Origin of the sequence: Lelliottia amnigena, assembly GCF_019047465.1 — a bacterium.
Lineage (GTDB): Bacteria > Pseudomonadota > Gammaproteobacteria > Enterobacterales > Enterobacteriaceae > Enterobacter > Enterobacter amnigenus.
Map to the genome: position 1 here is coordinate 2,816,172 of NZ_CP077236.1, position 23,854 is coordinate 2,840,025.

The 23,854-nt window shown below is 53.4% G+C and carries 19 protein-coding genes; 10 read left to right on the forward strand and 9 right to left on the reverse strand.

Translation table 11 applies throughout. The features are described from left to right. Nucleotides 1-68 precede the first annotated feature (68 nt). The 3 genes from I6L74_RS13170 to I6L74_RS13180 all read left to right on the forward strand — a co-directional run bounded on the left by I6L74_RS13170 (nucleotide 69) and on the right by I6L74_RS13180 (nucleotide 4,742). The gene (locus I6L74_RS13170) at nucleotides 69-1,136 is read left to right on the forward strand and encodes a LacI family DNA-binding transcriptional regulator (RefSeq protein WP_059178041.1); all 1,068 of its coding nucleotides are present in this window, start codon (nucleotides 69-71) and stop codon (nucleotides 1,134-1,136) included. Between the two features lie 103 nt (nucleotides 1,137-1,239). Beyond that, a complete protein-coding gene (locus I6L74_RS13175) occupies nucleotides 1,240-4,326 on the forward strand; it encodes a beta-galactosidase (RefSeq protein ID WP_059177918.1) in 3,087 nt (1,028 codons plus the stop codon). Between the two features lie 62 nt (nucleotides 4,327-4,388). Then, nucleotides 4,389-4,742, forward strand: coding sequence for a DUF1428 domain-containing protein (locus tag I6L74_RS13180; protein WP_059177919.1), 354 nt, complete (start codon nucleotides 4,389-4,391; stop codon nucleotides 4,740-4,742). A 37-nt stretch (nucleotides 4,743-4,779) separates the two neighbouring features. On the opposite strand, the gene pdeB is transcribed toward I6L74_RS13180, so the two are convergent. Next, complete coding sequence (gene pdeB, locus I6L74_RS13185) at nucleotides 4,780-6,342, reverse strand: cyclic di-3',5'-guanosine monophosphate phosphodiesterase PdeB (protein ID WP_059177920.1); 1,563 nt, start codon at nucleotides 6,340-6,342, stop codon at nucleotides 4,780-4,782. A 94-nt stretch (nucleotides 6,343-6,436) separates the two neighbouring features. On the opposite strand from pdeB, the gene I6L74_RS13190 reads away from it, so the two are divergent. Then, nucleotides 6,437-7,156 (forward strand): GntR family transcriptional regulator, encoded by a 720-nt coding sequence (locus I6L74_RS13190; protein ID WP_059177921.1) that lies wholly within the window; start codon nucleotides 6,437-6,439, stop codon nucleotides 7,154-7,156. Here the strand turns inward: I6L74_RS13190 and I6L74_RS13195 are convergent. After that, nucleotides 7,144-8,343 (reverse strand): enolase C-terminal domain-like protein, encoded by a 1,200-nt coding sequence (locus I6L74_RS13195; RefSeq protein ID WP_059177922.1) that lies wholly within the window; start codon nucleotides 8,341-8,343, stop codon nucleotides 7,144-7,146. The two genes, I6L74_RS13190 and I6L74_RS13195, sit on opposite strands and share 13 nt — an antisense overlap. A 278-nt stretch (nucleotides 8,344-8,621) precedes the next feature. On the opposite strand from I6L74_RS13195, the gene I6L74_RS13200 reads away from it, so the two are divergent. The 3 genes from I6L74_RS13200 (at nucleotide 8,622) to ykgO (ending at nucleotide 10,498) form a co-directional block, all read left to right on the forward strand. Next, nucleotides 8,622-10,001: a PTS transporter subunit EIIC gene (locus tag I6L74_RS13200; RefSeq protein ID WP_059177923.1), complete on the forward strand. Its 1,380-nt coding sequence runs from the start codon at nucleotides 8,622-8,624 to the stop codon at nucleotides 9,999-10,001. 93 nt (nucleotides 10,002-10,094) lie between these two features. Then, a complete protein-coding gene (locus tag I6L74_RS13205; protein ID WP_012016339.1) occupies nucleotides 10,095-10,355 on the forward strand; it encodes a type B 50S ribosomal protein L31 in 261 nt (86 codons plus the stop codon). A gap of 2 nt (nucleotides 10,356-10,357) precedes the next feature. After that, entirely contained in the window at nucleotides 10,358-10,498 is a 141-nt protein-coding gene (ykgO, locus tag I6L74_RS13210) for a type B 50S ribosomal protein L36 (protein ID WP_003859006.1), read from the forward strand. Here ykgO and I6L74_RS13215 read toward each other — a convergent pair. Continuing rightward, nucleotides 10,495-11,205 carry a GNAT family N-acetyltransferase gene (locus I6L74_RS13215; RefSeq protein WP_059177924.1) on the reverse strand — a complete coding sequence of 237 codons (711 nt, stop codon included), beginning with the start codon at nucleotides 11,203-11,205 and terminating at the stop codon, nucleotides 10,495-10,497. The two genes, ykgO and I6L74_RS13215, sit on opposite strands and share 4 nt — an antisense overlap. A gap of 99 nt (nucleotides 11,206-11,304) precedes the next feature. On the opposite strand from I6L74_RS13215, the gene pdxR reads away from it, so the two are divergent. Beyond that, nucleotides 11,305-12,765 carry a MocR-like pyridoxine biosynthesis transcription factor PdxR gene (gene pdxR, locus I6L74_RS13220; RefSeq protein WP_059177925.1) on the forward strand — a complete coding sequence of 487 codons (1,461 nt, stop codon included), beginning with the start codon at nucleotides 11,305-11,307 and terminating at the stop codon, nucleotides 12,763-12,765. On the opposite strand, the gene I6L74_RS13225 is transcribed toward pdxR, so the two are convergent. From I6L74_RS13225 to acrA, 6 genes are all read right to left on the reverse strand, one after another. Further along, complete coding sequence (locus I6L74_RS13225) at nucleotides 12,737-13,204, reverse strand: YlaC family protein (protein WP_059177926.1); 468 nt, start codon at nucleotides 13,202-13,204, stop codon at nucleotides 12,737-12,739. The genes pdxR and I6L74_RS13225 overlap by 29 nt on opposite strands. 118 nt (nucleotides 13,205-13,322) lie before the next feature. Beyond that, nucleotides 13,323-13,874, reverse strand: coding sequence for a maltose O-acetyltransferase (gene maa, locus I6L74_RS13230; RefSeq protein ID WP_059177927.1), 552 nt, complete (start codon nucleotides 13,872-13,874; stop codon nucleotides 13,323-13,325). A gap of 214 nt (nucleotides 13,875-14,088) precedes the next feature. Then, nucleotides 14,089-14,307 (reverse strand): hemolysin expression-modulating protein Hha, encoded by a 219-nt coding sequence (gene hha / locus I6L74_RS13235; RefSeq protein ID WP_012016344.1) that lies wholly within the window; start codon nucleotides 14,305-14,307, stop codon nucleotides 14,089-14,091. Between the two features lie 27 nt (nucleotides 14,308-14,334). Then, entirely contained in the window at nucleotides 14,335-14,709 is a 375-nt protein-coding gene (gene tomB, locus I6L74_RS13240; protein WP_059177928.1) for an Hha toxicity modulator TomB, read from the reverse strand. Between the two features lie 508 nt (nucleotides 14,710-15,217). Then, a complete protein-coding gene (gene acrB / locus I6L74_RS13245; protein WP_059177929.1) occupies nucleotides 15,218-18,367 on the reverse strand; it encodes a multidrug efflux RND transporter permease subunit AcrB in 3,150 nt (1,049 codons plus the stop codon). Nucleotides 18,368-18,389: 22 nt separating this feature from the next. After that, nucleotides 18,390-19,583 carry a multidrug efflux RND transporter periplasmic adaptor subunit AcrA gene (gene acrA, locus I6L74_RS13250; RefSeq protein ID WP_059177930.1) on the reverse strand — a complete coding sequence of 398 codons (1,194 nt, stop codon included), beginning with the start codon at nucleotides 19,581-19,583 and terminating at the stop codon, nucleotides 18,390-18,392. A gap of 142 nt (nucleotides 19,584-19,725) precedes the next feature. On the opposite strand from acrA, the gene acrR reads away from it, so the two are divergent. Both acrR and mscK read left to right on the forward strand, forming a co-directional pair. Continuing rightward, nucleotides 19,726-20,379: a multidrug efflux transporter transcriptional repressor AcrR gene (acrR, locus tag I6L74_RS13255; protein ID WP_059177931.1), complete on the forward strand. Its 654-nt coding sequence runs from the start codon at nucleotides 19,726-19,728 to the stop codon at nucleotides 20,377-20,379. Between the two features lie 113 nt (nucleotides 20,380-20,492). Further along, complete coding sequence (gene mscK / locus I6L74_RS13260; RefSeq protein WP_059177932.1) at nucleotides 20,493-23,840, forward strand: mechanosensitive channel MscK; 3,348 nt, start codon at nucleotides 20,493-20,495, stop codon at nucleotides 23,838-23,840. Nucleotides 23,841-23,854 lie beyond the last annotated feature (14 nt).

The following is a 23,854-nucleotide window of genomic DNA, read 5'->3' on the forward strand; positions in this document are numbered from 1 at the left end:
AGCGCTCACATGCTTTAACAGACGCGCTGTGCCAGAATATCGGCATCTTCCGTTGCGATGTATACAGCATGAAAGCCATTACACTCTATGACGTTGCCCGCCTGGCGGGCGTTTCTTATCAGACGGTTTCCCGCGTGATTAACGATGCGGAACACGTCTCTTCTCGCACCCGTGAAAAAGTGCAGCAGGCAATGACCGAGCTGCATTACGTGCCCAATCGCGGCGCGCAGCAGCTCGCCGGGAAACGCACCCGCACGCTCGGGCTGATTACCACCGATCTGGCGTTGCATGCGCCCTCGCAGATTGCCTCTGCGGTAAAATCCCGTGCGGGTGAGCGCGGCGTGAGCGTGATGATCTCGATGGTGGAACAGCCCGAGTTTTGTCAGGCTGCGTTGCAGGAATTGCTGGCGCAGCGCGTTGAGGGCCTGCTGGTGAACGTTCCGCTGGACGATGCCGAAGCGGAAAAAATTCGCCATTTGGCCGCGCCGGTTCCGGTACTGTTCTTTGATGTTTCTCCTTCTGCGAACGTCCATCGCCTGGCTTTTGACGCTGAGCAGGGCGCGACGCTGGGTGCAGAACATCTGCTTTCGCTCGGGCATCAGCAGATTGCTCTCCTCGCAGGGCCTGAAAGCTCGGTCTCTTCACGCGCGCGTTTAGCCGGCTGGCAGGCGCGGCTGGGGCAGTCGGATATTACGCCGTGTGCTATTGCTCACGGTGACTGGAGTGCCGCCTCCGGGTATGAAAAAGGACATCAGCTTTTGTCTGGCGCAACGCTTCCCGACGCCATTCTGGTGGCCAACGATCAGATGGCACTGGGCGTGATGCGCGCCTGCGCAGAAAAAGGGATCGCCGTACCGGGGCAAATATCGGTGGTGGGATTTGATGATACCGCTGACAGCGCCTGGTTTTCACCGCCGTTAACCACAATTCGCCAGGCGTTTCGTGACGCCGGTGAGCGCAGCGTCGAGTGGCTGCTTTCTCCCGCAATGGATGAACTCTGGCAAACGCAGCTGCCCGTCACGCTGGTCGAACGGCACTCCAGCGCCCGATTTTCGCCACAGCAGGCCGATCGCGAAGCGCTGGCGCAACAGCTGAAATCACTGGCGATCGTGGCCGAGCAGCTGGCGCGACAATAACGCTTTTGTGATCGACTTCGCTTTGCGGCCTTTCGATCCTTTACCGGATCATTTCTGCAGGGCATTGTGACTAAAATTGTGAGCGCTTCGCAAAGAGGTTAAAATGTTTACTGCATCCCCAATGTCACTTAGCAAAATCTTAGCCCGCCGCGACTGGGAAAACCCCGGCGTGACCCAATGGCATCGCCTGCCTGCCCATGCCCCGTTCAACAGCTGGCGCGATGAAGCACTCGCGCGGGCCGACGAAAACTCCTCCCGTAAGCGCTCGCTGAACGGTGACTGGCAGTTTAGCTATTACGCGGCACCAGAGCTGGTGCCGGAAAGCTGGGTGACAGACGATTGCGCCGACGCGGTGACAACGCCGGTTCCGTCAAACTGGCAGATGCAGGGCTTTGATACGCCTGTTTATACCAACGTGACCTATCCGATTCCGCTGAATCCGCCGTTTGTGCCCGCAGAGAATCCAACCGGTTGTTACTCGCTCACATTTGAAGTGGATGAGCAGTGGCTCGAAAGCGGGCAAACGCGCATTGTTTTTGAGGGCGTGAACTCAGCGTTTTATCTCTGGTGCAACGGCAAATGGATTGGCTATTCGCAGGACAGCCGCTTGCCCGCAGAGTTTGATTTAAGCACGGTTTTGCGCGCGGGAACCAACCGCATGGCGGTGCTGGTGTTGCGCTGGTGCGACGGAAGTTACCTTGAAGATCAGGACATGTGGCGGATGAGCGGCATTTTCCGCGACGTGTCGCTGCTGCATAAACCGCACACTCAGATAGCGGATTATCATGTCGTGACGGAGCTGAACGCCGATTACGACCGCGCAAAATTACAGGTTGAAGTGGCGCTTGCCGGTGAGCAGTTTGCCGATTGCGAAGTGGCGGTGACCCTGTGGCGTGACGGGCTTTCAGTCGCGACGGTCTGCGCCAGGCCCGGGTCAGCCATTATTGATGAGCGTGGCAATTGGGCGGAGCGTTTAAACGTCACGTTGCCGGTGAATGATCCGGCGCTGTGGAGCGCCGAAACCCCGGAACTGTATCGCTTAACGATTGTATTGCGCAGCGGGCAAGGTGAACTCCTGGACGTGGAGGCCTGCGACGTCGGCTTCCGTCGTGTGGAAATCAGCAACGGCTTGTTAAAAGTGAACGGCAAACCGCTACTGATCCGTGGCGTCAACCGCCATGAGCACCATCCGGAAAACGGGCAGGTGATGGACGAAGCCACCATGCGCCGCGACATCGAGCTGATGAAACAGCATAACTTTAACGCCGTCCGCTGCTCGCATTACCCGAACCATCCCCTGTGGTACACGCTGTGTGACCGGTATGGCTTGTACGTGGTGGACGAAGCGAATATTGAAACACACGGCATGGTGCCGATGAGCCGTCTGGCCGACGATCCGCGCTGGCTGCCTGCGATGAGCGAACGCGTGACGCGCATGGTGCTGCGCGATCGTAACCATCCGTCCATTATCATTTGGTCGCTGGGCAATGAATCCGGGCATGGCGCCAACCATGACGCGCTCTACCGCTGGGTTAAAACCACCGATCCCACGCGTCCGGTGCAGTATGAAGGCGGCGGCGCAAATACCGCTGCGACCGATATCGTCTGCCCGATGTATGCCCGTGTCGATCAGGATCAGCCGTTTGAGGCCGTACCAAAATGGTCACTGAAAAAGTGGATCGGCATGCCGGATGAGACGCGCCCGCTGATCCTGTGCGAATACGCCCATGCCATGGGTAACAGTTTTGGTGGATTTGCAAAATACTGGCAGGCATTTCGCGATCACCCACGCTTACAGGGAGGATTCGTCTGGGACTGGGTGGATCAGGCGCTGACCAAAAAAGACGACAACGGCAACCCTTTTTGGGCGTATGGCGGTGATTTTGGTGATACGCCGAATGACCGTCAGTTTTGCCTGAATGGGCTGGTGTTCCCGGATCGCACGCCGCATCCGGCGCTGTTTGAAGCCCAGCGCGCGCAGCAATTTTTCACGTTTACGCTGGTAAGCACTTCACCGCTGGTGGTCGACGTGCACAGCGATTATCTGTTCCGCCAGAGTGATAATGAGCAGTTGCGCTGGAATATTTCACGCGACGGCGAAGTGCTGGCGAGTGGGGACGTGGCGCTCACGATTGCCCCGCAGCAAACGCAGCGTATTGAAATTGACGCACCGGAATTTGCCGCGGCGGCAGGCGAAATCTGGCTGAATGTAGATATCGTTCAGACGGCGGCGACCGCCTGGTCTCCGGCGAATCATCGCTGCGCCTGGGATCAGTGGCAGCTGCCCGCGCCGCTCTATATTGCGCCGTCCGTTGAGGGAACGACGAAGCCAAACCTGACGGTAAAACAGGATTTGCTCGAAGTCAGCCATCAGTCACAGCGTTGGCATTTTGATCGTACCAGCGGAAATCTGACCCAGTGGTGGAATAACGGCACCGCGACGCTCATCGCCCCGATGAGAGATAATTTCACCCGTGCGCCGCTCGATAATGATATCGGCGTCAGCGAAGCCACGCGTATCGATCCGAATGCGTGGGTTGAGCGCTGGAAAGCGGCGGGCATGTACAACCTCACGCCGCGTCTGTTGCTCTGCGAAGGAGAACAACTCGCGCAGGCCGTGACAATCACCACGCTTCACGCCTGGGAATCAAACGGCAAAACGCTGTTCCTGAGCCGCAAAACCTGGACAATTGACCGTTCTGGCGTGCTGCATGGCGACGTGCAGGTACAAGTGGCGAATGATATTCCGCAACCCGCGCGCATTGGCCTGAGCTGTCAGCTGGCGCAAACGCCGCAAACGGCAAGCTGGCTCGGCCTGGGACCGGACGAGAACTATCCGGACAGAAAACTGGCCGCCCGTCAGGGGCGCTGGACGTTGCCGCTGGATGCGCTGCATACGCCGTATATTTTCCCGACGGATAACGGCCTGCGCTGCGATACGCGCGAACTGACTTTTGGCACGCATCAGCTGCAGGGTGATTTCCACTTTTCATTGAGCCGCTACAGTCAGCAACAGCTGCGTGAAACCAGCCATCATCATTTGCTGGAACCTGAACCGGGCTGCTGGCTGAATATCGACGCCTTCCATATGGGTGTGGGCGGCGATGACTCCTGGAGCCCCAGCGTGTCGCCGGAATTTATCCTGCAACACCGCGTGATGCGTTACGCGTTTAGCTGGCGACAGGACTAAACTTAACCTCGTCGGTTGCGGTCACAGCTGGTGGCCGCACGCTCACTTCGGAGGTTTGACTCATGAAGTATGTCGATGGTTTTGTGGTTGCCGTTCCTGCAGAAAATAAGGAGGCTTATCGCGAGATGGCGTCCAGGGCGGCTCCACTGTTTAAAGAGTTTGGCGCGACGCGGGTTGTGGAGTGTTGGGCCGAGGACGTTCCGGATGGAAAATTGACCGATTTTCGCATGGCGGTCAAAGCGGAAGAGGGCGAAGAAGTCGTTTTCAGCTGGATTGAATATCCGTCGAAAGAGGTTCGCGATGAGGCGAACAAAAAGCTGATGTCCGACCCACGCATGAAAGAGTGGGGAGATTCCATGCCGTTCGACGGCAAGCGAATGATCTACGGCGGGTTTATGCCGTTACTGGATGAGTGATGGTTTGCGCCCGGCGACGCACCGCGTGCCGGGCGACTTATTCGTCAGGGTCGAGATTGTTCTCTGCCCATAAGATGAACTCCACTTTTGGCAACGCTTTACTGTATAACCAGCCCTGCCCGTACTGCACGCCGTGGCGACGCAGCCACTCTAATTGCCCTTCGGTTTCGATACCTTCAGCAACCATTGCCATGTTGAGCGATTTTGCCATTTCAATAATGTGCGGCGTGACGTTTTTGTACTCCAGCGCATCCACGAATGATTTATCAATTTTCAACGTATCGACATCCAGATCCTGGAGATAGCTGAGGCTGGAGTAGCCGGTACCAAAATCGTCGATATAGATGGGGTGGCCTGAACGACGCAAACTGGCGATAAGCGGCGCACTCACCGCGGGATCGGCAAACTCCCGTTCGGTCAATTCCAGCGCAATTTGCTGCGGCGGAATCTGCCAGTGCTTAAGCAGACGACTCAACACCTGCGGCAGTTCATCGCAAAATAGATCGGCGGCGGAAAGGTTAATGGAAATATGTTGATGAGGGTGATGGCGCAGCCATTCGCCCATATCCTCAAAGACCTTCTCAATCACCAGCCTGGTTAATTTAGACGTCAGCCCCGTTTGCTCAGCCAGCGGAATAAAAATGTTTGGCGAAAGCAGGCTGCCGTCCTGCTGAGGCCAGCGAGTGAGTGCCTCGGCGCCGGTTATCTTGCCACTATCAAGCGCCACGATGGGCTGATAATGCATAACAAATTCACGGGCGTGGATCGCATCCAGCAGACGATTACGCGGGGATTGCAGGCGGCGTAAAAGCCGCATCACAAAGGCCGCGGCCACAAGACTGACCAGAGCACCAAACGGGAACCAGAACAGCAGCTGTTGATGCCAGCTCGCCTTGAGCGGCTCAAGAGAGGCCCAGGCGACGACCGCAAAGCGCAAATCTGGGACGGATTTGACGACGTACATCGATCCCTTGTACTGCAGCGGCGCAAAATTCTGTTTCTGTAATTGCTGCCAGATGTGCGGTGGGAGAGGGCTGCTGCTGGAAAAAACAATATTGCTGTCATAGCCGACCAGCGCGGCTTCGATCGGCCAGGCGCCAAAAGGAATGACATCAATCAGCGATTCCGGATCTAACAGGACCAGATAGTTTCCGAGGCCCAGCACGGTCATATAGCGCCGAATACCGAGATCGTTTTGCTGCGTCAGCCACGCATCATAGCCATCGTGCGTCGTGCGCATAGGAAGCGGAAACGCCTTCGCTTTGCTAACCTGCTCGAGCGATGAACACACGGGCTTGCGGTTATCAACGTACATCACTTCCTGAACGTAGCGGAAGGAGAAAGAGATCCGGCGCATCTCCAGTAAATGCTGATAGCTGCACGGCTCACCGTTAAAAGACTGGATTTGCGTTAACGCTGCTTTAGCTTGATCGATAACGATGTTGGTGCGGATCAGTACCCGCGAAGAGTAGCGATCCAAATCCTGGACAAATTTGTCTTCTGCCTGGCGATGCGCGAGCCAAACACTCAGGCTGATGGGGATCAGCACGGAAAAAATCAGAACACCAGTCACCAGGCTGACCAAATGGCGGGTTGTCATGCAGCGGTATCCTTTCTGCAGTGCTGAATTAAATCGCCCCAAAATGATAATCTTATAACATGCTGCAGTGATTGATTTGATTCAGGGAAAAGTAATGAAGAAAAAAGAATTCGTGACACAAGATCTCCTGAGCAAAATTTATCAGGACACCACGCCGGGTCCGCGCAAACTGTCGCCGGAACGACAGCTCGCCGAGGAATATGGTGTGTCACGTTTTACTATTCGACAGGCGCTTGAAAAGCTGGTCAGCATTGGCGTGGTGCGGATTGTGCAAGGTTCGGGGATCTGGATCAACGAACACGCGCGCAATAATCCCCTGGTGTATAACTCGATCACGGAAAAGCGCTTCGATCAGATTCGTTACCGAATGATCAGTCTGCATAAGACGCGCCCGGATCGCGCCGCGCAGCAGATTTTCGGTATTGATGAGGAGAGTTTTATCTGGCACTTCTGCCGCTTGCGTTACGTCGATGACATGCCCGTACAGCTCGAAATATCGAGTATGCCTGCCGCGGATTTCCCGGATCTGAATCAGCAGGCCATTGAGCGCTCAATCCAGCAGTATGTTCTGAGCAAAGGATTGACCATTTCTCATATGTTGACCACCTATCGCGCGGTGAGCGTAGGCCGTGAACAGGCGGTGATTCTGGGCTGCAAAAAAGGCAGCCCGGCAATGCATATCAATAACCGCGGTATTCTGGATGGCGGGCGCGTGTTTGAGGTGAGCGATATTATTGATATCAACTACACCTGTACTTACGTCATTCCGTACAACCGCGACAATCTGGCCTGGCGCCAAAATCAGGGCGTGTGAAGGGTACCGTCGGGCAGACGGCTCTGTGTCCACTCGTGCGGTCGATAAACAACCGGGTGCGCCAGCGCCAACGCGTCGTTGAAGCCCACGCCGATGCCGGGCTGTACGGGAGGATAGACAAATCCGTCTTTTACCTCTGGCGCGCCGGGGAACACGTCGTTTGTCGTGGCAGAGCGAGGAATAAATTCCTGAATCGCCGCATTGTGCAGATGAATATTCAGGTGAGTGTTCACCGCGACGCCGATCGGCGTCATATCGCCCGGGCCATGCCAGGCAAGGCGTACGCCAAAAGCCTGACATAAATGCGCCAGCTTGAGCGCCGGAGTGATCCCGCCGATTTGCGAGACGTGGCAGCGTATAAAATCGATACGACGATTCACAATCAGATCGTGCCATTCAGCAGGGTTATTAAATAACTCTCCCAGCGCCAGCGGAACGCAGCTTTGCTGACGCACCTGTTCCAGCCATGCGCTTTGCTGTGGCGGCAAAATATCTTCAATAAAGTAGGGCTGGAACGGTTCGAGCTGTTTTGCCAATTGCACGGCCTGCTGTGGGAACAGCCGCTCGTGGACATCATGCAAAATATGCAGCTTCCAGCCATATTTTTCGCGCAGGGCGCGGAACATCTCGACGGTATTGCTCATGTACTCTTGCTGATCGAACCATGCGCCCGGGGTAGGGTTGTCCGGGGAGTGGAGTTCAGATGGCGTACCGCCGTAAAAGCCGAGCTGACAGCGGATATGGCGATAGCCCTGCGCAATGAGCGTATCCACGGAGGCAAATAACGCTTCCAGCGTTTCGCCGCTGGCGTGGCTGTAGGCCGGGATCGCGTCGCGGGATTTACCGCCAAACAGCTGATACAGCGGCATACCAGCCAGCTGACCTTTGATATCCCACAGGGCCATGTCGACGCCTGAAATGGCATTGTTCATCAACGGGCCGTTACGCCAGTAGGCGTTGACGTTCATCATCTGCCACAGGTCTTCAATATTGTTCGCATCACGTCCAATCAGCAGGGGTCGCAGGTATTCATCCACCAGCGTTTTAACGGCCAGTGGGCGCTGCTGAAAGGTCGCACATCCATGGCCCGTGATGCCTTGTTCGGTGGTCACACGGACGGTAACCAGATTATGTCGATCCGGGCGGGTAATAAAACATTCAATATCTTTGATGATCACAGGCGTCACGAAATAACTCCTTTGCTGCACTGTGGGAATACGTTATGGGGAATATCATCACCCTAAAATCGTGAGTGGGTAAACCGTTTTTTTGACTATTTATTTTGGTCAGTTATTTATCGCAAATGTAATTTAAAACCATACCAATTTGAGCCGTTTTACGTTTTTGTGGCTTTCTGCTGGCTAATTGTGAGCGAAGTCTACTTTTATTGGTTTGTTTTGTTGCCATGCTTTAATTATTCTTCATGGCGACATTAAAACGACAACAACATCGGGCAGGAGTCTTTATGGGGACGCACGAAGCGATCAATAATATTATTCGTCTGGTCGGCGGCCAGGGGAATATTAATAAAGTCTGGCACTGCATGACGCGGCTGCGCTTTGATCTCATTGACGATAATAAAGTCGATCAAAATGAGATAAAAAAATTGCCCGGTGTGCTGGGCGCGCAGCTGCAAAGCGATCAGTTTCAGGTCATTATTGGCCCGAAAGTGAACAGCTGGTATGAACAGATGCTTACCGTATTGGGCAATAACGATACGGCGGCACCGGCAGCAACCAAAGGGCGTAAGAGCCTGATATCGCTGTTTATGGATACCGTGTCGGGCGTGTTTGGTCCTATTGTCCCGGCCATCGCAGGCGCGGGGATGATCAAAGGGCTGCTGGCAGGTTTGATCGCCCTAAAAGTGGTTTCCGCCAAAAGTGATACCGTGATGGTGATCGATCTGATTGCCAGCGGCGTGTTTTATTTCCTGCCGTTTTTCCTGGCGGTATCGGCGGCGAAAATCTTCAAAACCAACGAGTATCTGGCGGCGGCCGTCGCGGCTTGCCTGATGTATCCGTCGCTGATTGACGCGGCCAAAGCGCTGGCGACGCATCAGGAAGGGGCGGTCAGCGCGTTCTGGCTACTGAATGCGATTCCCGTTTCGGTGTTCAACTACTCCTCCAGCGTGATCCCGGTGATTTTCTCGATTCTGGCCTTGAGCTATATCCACCGCTGGGTCGATAGCATCATGCCGGACGTACTGAAGACCGTATTCACGCCCACGCTAACGCTGTTTATTGGCGCTCTGGCCGCGCTGGTGGTGATTGGCCCGATTGGCATCTGGCTAGGAAAAGGGCTGGCGTTGTTTATTGAAGGGCTGTTTAGCGTGTCGGCAAGTTTTGCCGGTTTGATTGTGGGCGCGATTCGCCCGGTAGCGATCCTCACCGGTATGCACCATGCGATGACGCCGATCGCGCTGCAAAACTTTAGCGATCGCGGGTACGACATGCTGATGCCAATGATGTTTATGGCCAATATGGCGATTGCGGGTTCTACGTTCGCCATCTGGCGCTTGAGCAGAGACCGCCAGGAGAGAACCGTTACCCTTTCAGCCGCGATTTCCGCACTCCTCGGCATTACCGAACCGGCGCTGTTTGGTGTTCTGACGCGCTACAAAAAAGCGTTTATTGCGGCCACCGTTGCCAGTTCACTGGCCTCCGCGTTTATCGCGTTCTTCGGCGTGCGTCTTTACGGCTACATTCTGTCGAGCATCTTCAGTTTGCCTGCTTATATCGGCCCCTATTTTATCTTTGCACTTGCGGGCGTGGTGATGGCGTTGGTGCTGTCGTTTTTCCTGACCACGTTGCTGGTGGGCAAAGAGCAGGCTTCGCAAGACGTTTAGCGTGGTTCCCTCGCCCAATCGGGCGGGGGTTGTTTTTATCCTGTGACTCGGATAGACTTTTGTTATGTTATAACAAAACATATCGAGCATAAGATGAAACCTGATATCCATCCGCACTACCGTACCGTCGTTTTTCACGACACCAGCGTTGACGAATTTTTTAAAGTGGGATCGACGATTAAAACCGATCGCGAAATCGAACTCGACGGCCAGACGTATCCGTACATCACTCTCGATGTCTCGTCAAAATCGCACCCGTACTATACCGGGAAGCAGAAAACCTTCTCGACAGAGGGCAGCGCGGCACGTTTCCGCCAGCGCTTTAGCGGCTTTATCAATGCGAAGCGAGGCTAACCATGCAGGTACTAAACTCGCTACGCAGTGCAAAACAGCGTCATCCGGATTGCCAGATTGTGAAACGCAAAGGACGCCTGTACGTGATTTGCAAATCTAACCCGCGCTTTAAAGCGGTGCAGGGAAGAAAGAAAAGACGTTAACGCCGTGATTCGCGCCAATTTTCCAGGGATCTTATCTGCTTGCCGTCGGCGGTGAAATTGTCGGCGGCGAGCCAGCTCTGGAATGCGCTTTCCAGTCCTGGCCATTCGCTATCAATGATCGAAAACCAGTCGGTGTCGCGATTATGCCCCTTGATCACCAGCGCCTGACGAAAACGCCCTTCATACTGAAACCCCAGACGTTGCGCCGCGCGGCGTGAAGGCGCATTCAGGCTGTTGCATTTCCATTCGTAGCGACGATATCCCAGCGTAGTAAATACATACTGCATCAGTAAATACTGTGCTTCGGTGGACATCACGGTGCCGCTGAGGCGCGGTGAAAAATGGACATGCCCAACTTCGATCACGCCGTTTTTCGCATCGATACGCATCAAGGCTAGTGTGCCGACAGGTGATTTGGTCTGGTTGTCGATCACCGTGAAGTGAATCGGATCGGACAGTTCACAAACGCTCTCTACCCACGCTGTAAATTCGTCGGCAGTTGCATCCGGTTCGCGCAAAAGCCACGTCCAGCTGCGGGTGTCTTCAGCCTGCTGATAGGCGGTAAAAAGGGCTTCAGCATGTTCCGGGCGTAACGGCGTGAGCGTGCAATAATGCCCTTTTAGCGCCACACGATCCGGATGTGGACGAGGCTGCCAGTCGTTCATCGGCTCGCCCACTGGCTGACCAAACTGATTGAATTGATTCATGTTGATTCCCTTTGTCTGATGTGAATTCCAGATTAGGAAATTTGTGGCCCCACAAGAAGATCCACATGGTTATAATCATGTGGTACCACGGAGGCGGCAATGAATATTTCAGGTGACGATTTTTACGCATTAATCAATGATGTGCTGCAACGTCGCGGTGCAGACACGCTTCAGCGATCGTTGTATCGCGGCTTGCGGGAAGCCATATTAAACGGCAGGCTGCTGGCGGAGAGCCGTTTACCGGGATCCCGCATCATCGCTGAACAGGCGGGGATTTCGCGTAACACGGTGAATGCCGCGCTGGAGCAGCTCACTCTTGAAGGCTTTTTACACCGTAATCGGCAAGGAACTCGTGTTGCTCAGGTCGGGCATCGTGATAACGTACAGTCCGCTCAGATTCTTGATATCACGCTTGCGCAGCGCGTGGCACGGCTCCCCGCGCCGACATCTCGCGCCATGCCCGTCCCAGCATTCACACCCGGCACGCCCGCGATCCACTATTTTCCCTTACCGCTGTGGCGACGTTTGTACGATCGCGTTTTACGAGAAGAAGGCAGCGCGTTGTTAGGGTATGGCGATCCGGCGGGCGAAGTGTCGCTGCGTAGCGCGATTGCCCGTCATCTGGCGCTTTCGCGTGGGATTGATTGCGACGCCAGCCAGATTGTGATTACCGAAGGCGCACTTGAAGGGGTGAACCTGTGCACTCAACTTCTCAGCGAGACGGGGGATATTGCCTGGATAGAAGATCCGGGTTACGCCGGTGCCAAAAGCGCGTTTGCGAAATCGGGCCTGACGATGGTCGGCATGCCTGTTGACGAAGAAGGCATGCGGCTTGAAACAAAAGGTGAGTACTCACCCACACTGATATTCACCTCTCCATCCCACCAGTTTCCGTACGGGAGTGTGCTAAGCATCCATCGACGATTCGCGCTGCTTGAATTTGCGCGTCAGCATAATGCCTGGATTATTGAAGATGATTACGACAGTGAATTTCGCTATAGCGGGGAACCCGTTCCAGCGATGATGGGCATGCAGAAAAATGCGCCCGTGGTCTATTTAGGGACATTTAGCAAAACACTGTTTCCCTCGCTGCGCACCGGTTTTATGGTGATGCCAAAGGCATTAGCGAACGCCGCGCAGCCCGCGCTTGGCTCGTTGCTACGCGGCGGACATCGCGCGGAGCAGCGCACGCTGGCGTTGTTTATCGAAGAGGGACATTACGCCCGACATCTTGCTGCGATGCGGCGTTTGTACCGCAAGCGGTATAAACAGCTACGCGATGCGCTTCACGCTGAACTCCACGTTCCACATCGGGTTTTAGCCGGGGAAGGGGGCATGCATTTGACCGTCGCGATTGACGGTATTGATGATAAAGCCGTAGCACGTCAGGCAAGTCAATATCAGATGGCACCCGCTGCGCTGAGCGGGTATTACCTTGACGAGCAGCAGGGGCAAACCGGTTTGGTTTTGGGGTATGGAAATACCCCTGCGTCTCAGTTTGCGCCTGGCATCAGGCGCTTGCAGACGTTAATTATGCAGTCTCGGGGCGAGAAAGGGTGAAGACGTCGTAGAAAGAGAGTTCGCCTTTCGTGGAGATCATTTTCTGCAATTTGGACTTTTGCTCTTCTTCCACATTTGGCGAATGCAAAATGCGGTTGATCAGCTCCGACGGCACATAGCGGGTGTTGTACCACTCGCCGTTATAGCAAACGCGGAAATCGAGCACGTCGATATCTTCATAGCGATAGCGCGGGTTAACGTCAAAGAAGAAGAAGGCGTTAAAGACGACGAATAAAACAATCAGTAACCACACCGAGTCGATGAGCGTTTCTGACAATAGCATAACGATGAGTGTTGCGAGGAGGGCAGCATACATCGCCAAAAACAGGCCAGTATGTTTACGGATAAAGCTGATGCTAAAGCGCGGGCGATTATCGCGTTTCTCGCGGGCATTGAGATCGTCGATGGTTTCAGTAAGCAGGCGCTGTATCTCTGTCATTTATAACCTTCATGAATTTTGCAAAATACAGGGGATCTGCCCATTTTAGGGGAGTGGTTTAGCGGAAAAAAGTAACAGTTATGCGGGGAAAAAGCATAACAGTTACTCATTTTCAGTTTTACAGTGTTTTGATGATTTTGGCAGGGTTGCCGCCCACGACCACGTTAGCAGGCACGTCTTTTGTGACAACGGCGCCAGAGGCCACCACCACATTATCACCAATGGTAACGCCAGGGTTGATCACCGCTCGTCCACCAATCCAGACATTATGGCCGATGGTGACGGGTTTACCTAATTCCAGGCCGCTGTTGCGTTCGGTTGCGTCCAGTGGATGCGTGGCGGTGTAAATATGCACGCCAGGCGCCAGCATACAATTGTCACCGATGATAATGGGGCACACATCCAGCATCACGCAATCAAAGTTCGCGTAAAACCCTTTGCCGAGATAAATGTTGTAGCCGTAATCGCACCGAAAGGTAGGCTCAATATACGCGCCTTCGCTTTGCCCTAATAAATCGTTTAGCAAAGCCTGACGCTCAGATTTCGCATCAGGTTCAGTGTGATTGTAGCGGTGAATCAGATGGCGCGCCTGAAGGCGCTCTGCCCGTAGGGTCTCGTCCGAAGGGCGGTAAAGCTCTCCGGCGATCATTTTTTGTTTTTCTTCACTCATGGAATGCCTCACTGGAATGATACGCTCGGTATCAGCGTAAATAACCTCATCCAGAAAGGGAACGTTCCCGATAAGTTGATGTGATCAAAGTCACAGCATAAATGCCGACGCGCACGTTTGAAACGGTGGACCTGCCTTTCACGCAGGGATCGTAAATCGAAAGGTGAATTCAGCGTAAGAAGATAACGGTAGTGCCTCTAAAACAAGCCTGAAATTAACGGACAAATTTCCATACAGACACCGGGATTTTGTCATACAGTTTATTCATGGTTAGCTCGGCAAGACGATGATCTGCGGCTGAATAAAATACAGCCAGTTCATGATCGGGCAGCTCATATTTATTTTTTTCAATAACACGTTCAAGCGTGTCGAGTGACTGACAGCGACGCAAACGCATCAAATAATCTGTCTTAGTTAATGGTTTATCAGACATAAATTCACCTTAGTATTTGTAATAATTTTAACAGGAATGACTTACCGGATTAGCTCTGCTGACGTTGTTGAAACAACGGAATAGCCGATTTCCTGATTTACGCCATTTTTGCAAGTCTTGCGTGTTAATGCCATAACTACTGAACAACATAAAGGTGTCGTCCAGATATTCATCAATTTGCTCAATCAGCTTATTATCTTCATTGTACTTAATTTTATAATTAAGTGCGAAGGTTGCGATATGCTCTATCAGCTCATTAAGCTGTAAGTTGATTGCAGAGGTCGGATCATTAACCCAGCCATGGTTGCTTTCATCAAGATTGGCGAGGCAGTCATGGTACAAGGATTCGCAGAGAAATTTCAACTGCGCGATATCATGCCTTTTTGGCGAGTACTCGTCCATAGCGCATCCCCTTTTGAGTGATTCTTTACTCACCGAGCTTCAACGTCGGGATGGATACAACTAGCGTAGCCTTTACGGGTACAGTTCTCCTGATGTCTTTAACTATAATCTACTCGGATCAAAATTTCATCGCGCTATTACGAAAAATTACAATTAACCTCGTAATGGAGAAAGTTAAATGAATGCTTACGGTTGGCAGGGTAAATACTTCCTTAATCGGCATTGGCATTTTTAATGCTATCTTAAGATTCATCACGTTACCCAGCCCTTGCGTATGAAGTCTGGATCTGTACACATCGACCTTACTTAATCCACCAGGAATAATCTTAATAATCCTGAAATGGGATCCAATTAAATTACTCGGAGTGTATGGCTTAATTTCGCTATTAAATAGGATATGCCTTATTACGTTGGCAGAAAATAAATGAACTGACAATAAGCGTAATTTATGATTTTACGGAAAAGAAAAAGGCCGCTATTGCGGCCTTTTTATCAGGTGAAACCGGTATCAGTGATGTTCTACTGAGTGGCTGTGTTCAACGTCTTCATTCTTGCGGCTGAAGCGGCGGCGAACCACCACAAAGAACACAGGAACGAAGAAGATAGCCAGTACGGTTGCGGTAATCATACCGCCCATTACGCCTGTACCTACGGCGTTCTGTGCGCCAGAGCCTGCACCGGTGCTGATAACCAGCGGCATTACCCCAAGGATAAACGCCAATGATGTCATCAGGATTGGGCGCAGACGCATACGTACCGCTTCCAGCGTCGCTTCAATCAGACCTTTACCCTCTTTATCCATCAGATCTTTGGCGAATTCCACGATAAGTATCGCGTTCTTCGCCGACAAGCCAATGGTTGTGAGGAGGCCCACCTGGAAGTAAACGTCGTTTGTCAGTCCACGGAACGTCGCGGCCAGCAGCGCACCGATAACCCCCAGCGGAACAACCAGCATAACGGAGAATGGAATCGACCAGCTCTCGTACAATGCTGCCAGACACAGGAACACCACAATCAGTGAAATGGCGTACAGGGCAGGGGCCTGGTTGCCCGACAGACGTTCCTGATAAGACATTCCCGTCCAGTCGTAGCCGATACCCGAAGGCAGCTTGCTGGCGAGTTCTTCCATCAGGTTCATCGCTTCACCTGTACTTTTACCTGGCGTGGCCTGGCCCAAGATTTCCATCGATGGCAAGCCGTTGTAACGTTCCAGACGCGGCGAACCGTATTCCCAATGCGAGGTTGAGAAGGCGGAGAACGGCACCATCTGACCATCGCTACCGCGCACGTACCAGTTGTTGATATCGTTCGGCAACATACGGTACTGCGCTTCAGACATGATGTAGACTTTCTTCACACGACCACGGTCGATGAAGTCGTTCACATAGCTACCGCCCCAGGCTGCGCCCAGTGTGGTATTGATGTCACTGATAGAAACGCCCAGCGCCTGTGCTTTTTCCTGATCGATGTCGATCTTGTACTGCGGTGTATCTTCCAGGCCGTTGGGACGCACACCGGCCAACAGGTCAGGGTGTTTCGCCACTTCCCCGAGCAGTTGGTTACGTGCCTGAGTCAGTTTTTCGTGACCCAGACCGCCCTGATCGACGAGCTGGAAGTCAAAGCCCGTTGCGGTACCCAGTTCCACGATCGCTGGCAGGTTAAAGGCGAACACCATCGCATCTTTAATCTGTGAGAACGTGCCCATTGCACGGCCGGTAATCGCTTCAACTTTGTTTTCATCGCCCGAACGTTCAGACCAGTCTTTCAACGAGACAAACGCAATACCGGTGTTTTGACCACGACCCGCAAAGCCAAAGCCGTTAACCGCAAACACCGATTCAACGTTCGCTTTTTCTTTGGTCAGGTAGTAATCGGTCACTTCATCCAGCACTTTCTGCGTACGCTCTTGCGATGCACCCGCAGGAAGCTGCGCCATCGTCAGGAATACGCCCTGATCTTCATCCGGCAAGAAGGAGCTTGGCAGACGAACGAACAGGAACGCCATACCCACGACGATGATGATGTAGAGCAGCAAATAACGACCGGTGCTGCGCAGAATCCCGCCGATACTGTCGGTGTAGTGATTCGTGCTCTTATCGAACATGCGGTTGAACCAGCCGAAGAACCCTTTCTTGTTCTCACCGTGATCGCCTTTGGCGATAGGTTTTAGCATGGTTGCACAAAGCGCTGGCGTCAGAATCAATGCTACCAGTACCGACAGCGCCATCGCAGAAACGATGGTGATGGAGAACTGACGGTAAATCGCACCGGTCGAGCCACCAAAGAAGGCCATCGGGATAAATACTGCTGACAGTACCATCGCGATACCCACCAGTGCGCCCTGGATCTGGCCCATGGATTTACGGGTGGCTTCTTTTGGCGGAAGTCCCTCTTCGGCCATCACACGCTCGACGTTTTCGACCACCACGATGGCGTCATCGACGAGCAAGCCTATCGCCAACACCATCCCGAACATTGTGAGGGTGTTTATCGAATATCCGAAGATCGACAGGATGGCAAAGGTGCCTAACAGAACAACCGGTACGGCGATGGTTGGAATCAACGTCGCGCGGAAGTTTTGCAGGAACAAATACATGACCAGGAAGACCAGAATGATCGCTTCAACCAGCGTTTTTACCACTTCGTGAATGGAGATTTTCACGAATGGGGTCGTATCATACGGGTAAACGATTTTCAGGCCTGATGGGAAGAACGGTTCCATTTTCTTCAGTTCAGCACGAATCGCCGTGGCGGTATCCAGGGCGTTTGCGCCGGTTGCCAGCTTAATACCCAGACCGGATGCCGGCTGACCATTAAATTTCGCAATAACGTCGTAGTTCTCACCACCCAGTTCTACCTTCGCCACATCGCGCAGGCGAACCTGTGAACCGTCCTGATTCACTTTCAGCAGAATTTTACTGAACTCATCCGCGGAGGTTAAACGGGTTTGCGCGATGATGGAGGCGTTAAGCTGCTGGCCTTTCACCGGCGGTGTACCGCCTAACTGACCGGCTGCAACCTGGGCGTTCTGCGCTTTAATGGCGGCAATCACGTCGACCGGCGTAAGCTGGAAGTTGTTCAGTTTGTTCGGGTCCATCCAGATACGCATCGCGTATTGGGAACCAAACAGCTGCACGTCACCAACACCGGAAGTACGGCTGATCGCGTCCTTCATGTTGGCACCCACGTAGTCGGAAATATCCTCCTGCGTCATCGTGCCATTGGTGTTGATCACGCCGACAACCATCAGGAAGCTACTGGACGATTTCTCGACACTCACGCCCTGCTGCTGGACTTCTTGCGGCAGTAACGGCATGGCCAGCTGCAGTTTGTTCTGCACCTGAACCTGCGCGATATCCGCATCGGTACCAGACTCGAAGGTCAGGGTGATTTGAACCGTACCGGTGGAGTCACTGTTGGAGGACATGTACATCAGGTTATCGATACCGTTCATGTTCTGTTCGATAACCTGTGTCACGGTGTCCTGCACCGTTTTCGCATCAGCGCCAGGGTAGACGGCGGAGATCGAAACTGCTGGCGGCGCAATCGTTGGATATTGCGCGACAGGCAGCTTCAGGATCGCCAGTCCCCCTGCAAGCATGATAATGATGGCGATCACCCACGCGAATATGGGGCGATCGATAAAGAAATTAGGCATGTCTTAACGGCTCCTGTTTAAGTTAAGACTTGGTTTGTTCTGACTGGCCACCGGCTGCGGCTTGTTGTTTCTCGTCAGATTTGACTTCCTGAGCCTTCACTTGCGCACCAGGTCGTACTTTTTGCAAACCAGTAATAATTACGCGATCGCCATCTTTCAAACCTTCGGTCACCAGCCATTTATCGCCAATCGCCTGCGTTGCAGTGATTTGACGCATCTCGACTTTGTCATCAGCACCGACAACCATTGCGCTGGCATCGCCACGTGGCGTACGCGTTACGCCCTGCTGCGGTACCAGAAGTGCGGTTGGGTTAATCCCTTCTTCAAGACGGGCACGCACGAACATACCTGGCAACAGCGTGTGGTCAGGGTTCGGGAAAATGGCACGTAAGGTGATGGAGCCTGTGGTCTGATCGACGGTCACGTCAGAGAATTCCAGCGTCCCTTCCTGGGCGAACTTGCTGCCATCATTGGTCACGAGTTCCACTTTGGCTTTGCCGTTCTCTTGCTTCAGTGCACCACTCGCCAGCTCTTTCTGCAGACGCAGGAAATCGTTGCTGGATTGCGTGACGTCAACATAGATCGGATCAAGCTGCTGGACAGTCGCCAGCGCGGTCGCTTGACCGTTCTGAACCAATGCGCCTTCAGTGACGGAGGACTTACCAATACGACCACTGATAGGAGAGGTCACTTTGGTGTACGCCAGGTTAATGCGGGCAGTTTCGACAGCGGCCTTTGCGGCAACAACCGCAGCGTTAGCTTGTTGGGAATCTGCCTGCGCAGTGTCATAGTCCTGTTGACTGATGTATTGCGTACCGAGCAGTTTCTTATAACGATTTAGCGTGACCTGAGAAATTCGGGCTGCAGCTTCTGCTTTTGCCAAATCGCCTTTTGCGCTTTCGTAAGCAGCCTGATAGGTTGCCGGATCAATCTGATACAGAGACTCACCTGCTTTTACATCACCACCCTCGATGAAGTTACGTTTCAGGATAATCCCGTTCACCTGAGGACGAACTTCCGCAACGCGGTAAGCGCTTGTACGGCCTGGTAATTCTGTTGTGATTTGCAGAGGTTCGGTTTTAAGCGTCACGACACCGACTTCGGGTGCCTGCTGCGCTCCTTGTTGAGCCTGTTTCTCATCACATCCTGTAAGCGCTAAGCCGCCTGAGAGCATCAGAACGATCGCCAGAGGCGTTAACCCTCTGTTTTTGTTCATATGTAAACCTCGAGTGTCCGATTTCAAATTGATCAATGGATCAAAAGTCCGCAAACCCATTGCTGCGTTTATATTATCGTCGTGCTATGTTACATACATTCATAAATGTATGTAAATCTGACTACTGTAAATTCACTCACGTATGGCACGAAAAACCAAACAACAAGCGCTTGAAACTCGACAACACATTCTTGATGTGGCGTTGCGTCTGTTTTCAAAGCAGGGCGTGTCATCAACCTCGCTGGCGCAGATTGCTCAGGCCGCGGGTGTCACGCGGGGAGCGATTTACTGGCATTTCAAAAATAAGTCAGACTTGTTTAGCGAAATCTGGGAGTTGTCAGAATCTAGTATTGCCGATCTTGAGACTGAGTATCGGGCAAAATTCCCCGACGATCCACTCTCAGTTTTGAGAGAAATACTGGTATATGTTCTTGAAGCGACGGTCATTGAAGAACGACGCCGCCTGATGATGGAAATCATCTTCCATAAATGTGAGTTTGTCGGTGAAATGGAAAGCGCGCAACAGGCACAAAGAAGCCTGTGTCTGGAGAGCTACGACCGCATCGAGTATACCCTGAACCAGTGCATTCAGGCGAAAATGTTGCCTGCCGATCTCCTGACCCGTCGGACGGCCATTCTGATGCGTGCCTATATTTCCGGTCTGATGGAAAATTGGCTTTTTTCTCCGCAGTCGTTTGACCTAAAAAATGAAGCGCGCAGTTACGTCGCGATTTTACTCGAGATGTGCCAGTTCAGCCCAACGCTTCGCGCCGGTTCCCACAACCCTCAGCTTTAATCCCCCCAGGAATTTTCCTGGAGCGTGGCGTTCTCGCTATTCTGCAACTTGTGCGCATGATATTCTTCGCACCTGGCTATTTTTGGTCATCTTCTCACAGCAAACTCATAACTATGTTGCACTATTCTCGCTTGCAAAACCCTGTTTTTGCCTTAATTTTCTCCGTGCTGATTTTCATGATGGCCGCGCCTGCCGCTTGGGCGCGTGCTGAAAATAGCACCGACCTCCCGGCGCGTGCGGATGTTCAGTCGCAGGTGGACGCGCTCAACAAACAAAAAGACCTCACGCCACAGGATAAACTCGTCCTCGCCGATCTGACGGAAACGCTGGAGACGCTGGATAAAATCGAGCGCGTGAAGACGGAAACCACGCAACTGCGTCAGAAAGTGGCCGAAGCGCCGGCGAAAATGCGTCAGGCTACCGCATCGCTTAGCGCATTGAGCGATGTGGATAATGACGATGAAACCCGCAAAACGCTGACGACACTCTCGCTGCGCCAGCTTGAATCGCGAGTGACGCAACTGCTTGAGGATTTACAAACCGGGCAGAGCGATCTCGCGACGTACAACAGCCAACTGGTCTCCCTGCAAACGCAGCCGGAACGCGTACAGAACGCGATGTACAGCGCCTCGCAACAGCTTCAGCAAATTCGTAACCGCCTGAACGGGACGACGCTGGGAGAGGGCGCACTGCGTCCCACTCAACAAACGCTGCTGCTGGCGCAGCAAACGCTGCTCAATGCGCAAATTGACCAGCAGCGTAAAAGTCTGGAAGGCAATACCGTTTTGCAGGATACCCTGCAAAAACAACGTGATTATGTCACTGCGAATATTAATCGTCTGGAGCACCAGCTACAGCTCTTGCAGGAAGCGCTGAACAGCAAACGCCTGACGATCACTGAAAAAACCGCGCAGGAAGCGGTCTCCCCGGACGAAACCACGCGCATCCAGACGAATCCTTTGGTGAAGCAAGAGCTTGATGTTAACCATCAGCTTAGCCAGCGCCTGATTCAGGCGACGGAGAGCGGGAACTCGCTGGTTCAGCAAAATATTAAAGTTAAAAACTGGCTGGATCGCGCGCTGCAGGCCGAACGTAACATCAAAGAACAGATTGCAGTGCTGAAGGGCAGTCTGCTGTTATCGCGCATTCTCTATCAGCAACAGCAGACGCTGCCTTCTGCCGATGAGCTGGAAGACATGACGAATCGTATTGCCGATTTGCGTCTTGAGCAGTTCGAAGTCAACCAGCAGCGCGATGCGCTTTTCCAGAGCGACGCTTTTGTCGCGAAAGTGGAAGAGGGCCACTCCAGCGAAGTGAATGACGAGGTGCATGACGCGCTGGTGCAGGTGGTGGATATGCGCCGTGAGCTGCTGGACAAGCTCAACACACAGCTGGGTAATCAGCTGATGATGGCGATTAACCTGCAAATTAACCAGCAGCAGCTGGTGAGCGTATCGAAAAGTCTGCAGGAAATTCTGACACAGCAAATTTTCTGGGTGAACAGCAATAAACCGATGGACTGGGACTGGTTTAAATCTTTCCCCGAAACGCTGAAATCCCAGATCAAGAGCATGAAAATTACCGTGAACTGGGAGAAAGCCTGGCCTGCGGTGATGATTGCCTTCCTCGCGGGTTTGCCGTTGTTATTGATCGCGGGCCTGATTCGCTGGCGTCTCGGCTGGCTGAGAAAATATCAGGAGAAGCTGGCGGACGAAGTGGGGCAACTGCGTAATGACAGCCAGCTCCACACGCCAAAAGCGATCCTTATCGATCTGATCCGTGCGATGCCGATCTGCCTTGTGATTCTGGCCGTTGGCCTGATTCTGCTGACCATGCAGCTCAACATCAGCGATCTGCTGTGGGCATTCAGTAAAAAGCTGGCACTGTTCTGGTTGGTATTTGGCTTGTGCTGGAAAGTGCTGGAAAAAGATGGCGTGGCAGTGCGTCACTTCAATATGCCTGAGCAGCTAACCAGCCATTGGCGTCGCCAGATTGTGCGCGTGAGTCTGGCACTGCTGCCGCTGCATTTCTGGTCTGTCGTGGCTGAGCTTTCCCCGCTGCATCTGATGGATGATGTGCTTGGCCAGCTTGCCATTTTCCTCAACCTGCTGCTGATTGCCGTGCTGATGTGGCCGATGTGCCGCGACAGCTGGCGTGATAAAGAGTCGCACAATATGCGGCTGATCACCGTTACCGTGCTGGCGGTCATTCCGCTGGCGCTGATGGTGCTCACCGCGACGGGCTATTTCTATACCACGCTGCGCCTGTCAGGCCGCTGGATTGAAACGGTTTATCTGGTGATCCTGTGGAACCTGTTGCATCAGACGGTGCTGCGTGGCCTGAGCGTTGCGGCGCGCCGTATCGCCTATCGTCGTGCGCTGGCGCGTCGTCAGAACATGGTGAAAGAGGGCGCGGAAGGGGCGGAGCCGCAGGAGGAGCCGACCATTGCGCTCGAACAGGTTAACCAGCAGACGTTGCGTATCACCATGCTGGTGATGGTGGCGCTGTTTGGCGTGGTGTTCTGGGCGATTTGGTCAGACTTGATCACCGTGTTCGCCTATCTCGACAGCATCACTCTGTGGCAATACAACGGCACCGAAGCCGGTGCGGCGGTGATGAAAAGCGTAACCATGGGTAGCCTGCTGTTTGCGCTGGTTTCTTCGATGGTCGCGTGGGCGCTGATCCGCAACTTGCCGGGCTTGCTGGAAGTGCTGGTGCTCTCGCGTCTGAACATGCGTCAGGGGTCGTCGTACGCCATCACCACCATTCTGAACTACGTGATTCTGGTCGCGGGAGCAATGACCGTCTTCGGATCGCTTGGCGTCTCGTGGGATAAACTTCAGTGGCTGGCCGCCGCGCTCTCCGTCGGTCTCGGTTTTGGCTTGCAGGAGATCTTCGGTAACTTCGTTTCCGGTCTGATTATCCTGTTCGAGCGCCCGGTGCGTATCGGCGACACCGTAACCATCGGAACCTTCTCCGGTACGGTCAGCAAGATCCGCATTCGTGCGACCACCATTACCGATTTCGATCGCAAAGAGGTGATCATCCCGAACAAGGCGTTTGTGACCGAGCGTCTGATCAACTGGTCGCTTTCCGACACCATTACGCGCGTGGTGATCCGTCTCGGCGTGGCGTACGGTTCCGATCTTGAGAGAGTGAAAGAGGTTCTGCTGCAGGCGGCGATGGAGCATCCAAAAGTGATGCACGATCCGGCTCCGGCGGTGTTCTTCACCACCTTTGGCCCAAGCACGTTGGATCACGAACTGCGTTTATATGTGCGTGAACTGCGCGATCGCAGCTATGCGGTGGATGAGCTTAACCGCACCATCGACCGCCTGTGCCGCGAAAATGGCATTAATATCGCTTTCAACCAGCTTGAAGTTCATCTGCGCAATGAGAAAGGTGATGAGCATACGGAAGTGAAGCGCGAAATGAAGGGCGACGACCCAACGCCAGCCTGATTTTTCCCTGCTTG

Coding starts and splice junctions, on each gene's coding strand:
- I6L74_RS13205 (WP_012016339.1), top strand. CDS start 10,095: ATGAAACCTGATATCCATCCGCACTACCGTACCGTCGTTTTTCACGAC.
- hha (WP_012016344.1), bottom strand. CDS start 14,307: ATGTCTGATAAACCATTAACTAAGACAGATTATTTGATGCGTTTGCGT.
- maa (WP_059177927.1), bottom strand. CDS start 13,874: ATGAGTGAAGAAAAACAAAAAATGATCGCCGGAGAGCTTTACCGCCCT.
- I6L74_RS13175 (WP_059177918.1), top strand. CDS start 1,240: ATGTTTACTGCATCCCCAATGTCACTTAGCAAAATCTTAGCCCGCCGC.
- ykgO (WP_003859006.1), top strand. CDS start 10,358: ATGCAGGTACTAAACTCGCTACGCAGTGCAAAACAGCGTCATCCGGAT.
- tomB (WP_059177928.1), bottom strand. CDS start 14,709: ATGGACGAGTACTCGCCAAAAAGGCATGATATCGCGCAGTTGAAATTT.
- I6L74_RS13215 (WP_059177924.1), bottom strand. CDS start 11,205: ATGAATCAATTCAATCAGTTTGGTCAGCCAGTGGGCGAGCCGATGAAC.
- I6L74_RS13180 (WP_059177919.1), top strand. CDS start 4,389: ATGAAGTATGTCGATGGTTTTGTGGTTGCCGTTCCTGCAGAAAATAAG.
- I6L74_RS13225 (WP_059177926.1), bottom strand. CDS start 13,204: ATGACAGAGATACAGCGCCTGCTTACTGAAACCATCGACGATCTCAAT.
- acrB (WP_059177929.1), bottom strand. CDS start 18,367: ATGCCTAATTTCTTTATCGATCGCCCCATATTCGCGTGGGTGATCGCC.
- mscK (WP_059177932.1), top strand. CDS start 20,493: ATGTTGCACTATTCTCGCTTGCAAAACCCTGTTTTTGCCTTAATTTTC.
- I6L74_RS13200 (WP_059177923.1), top strand. CDS start 8,622: ATGGGGACGCACGAAGCGATCAATAATATTATTCGTCTGGTCGGCGGC.
- acrA (WP_059177930.1), bottom strand. CDS start 19,583: ATGAACAAAAACAGAGGGTTAACGCCTCTGGCGATCGTTCTGATGCTC.
- acrR (WP_059177931.1), top strand. CDS start 19,726: ATGGCACGAAAAACCAAACAACAAGCGCTTGAAACTCGACAACACATT.
- pdeB (WP_059177920.1), bottom strand. CDS start 6,342: ATGACAACCCGCCATTTGGTCAGCCTGGTGACTGGTGTTCTGATTTTT.
- I6L74_RS13170 (WP_059178041.1), top strand. CDS start 69: ATGAAAGCCATTACACTCTATGACGTTGCCCGCCTGGCGGGCGTTTCT.
- pdxR (WP_059177925.1), top strand. CDS start 11,305: ATGAATATTTCAGGTGACGATTTTTACGCATTAATCAATGATGTGCTG.
- I6L74_RS13190 (WP_059177921.1), top strand. CDS start 6,437: ATGAAGAAAAAAGAATTCGTGACACAAGATCTCCTGAGCAAAATTTAT.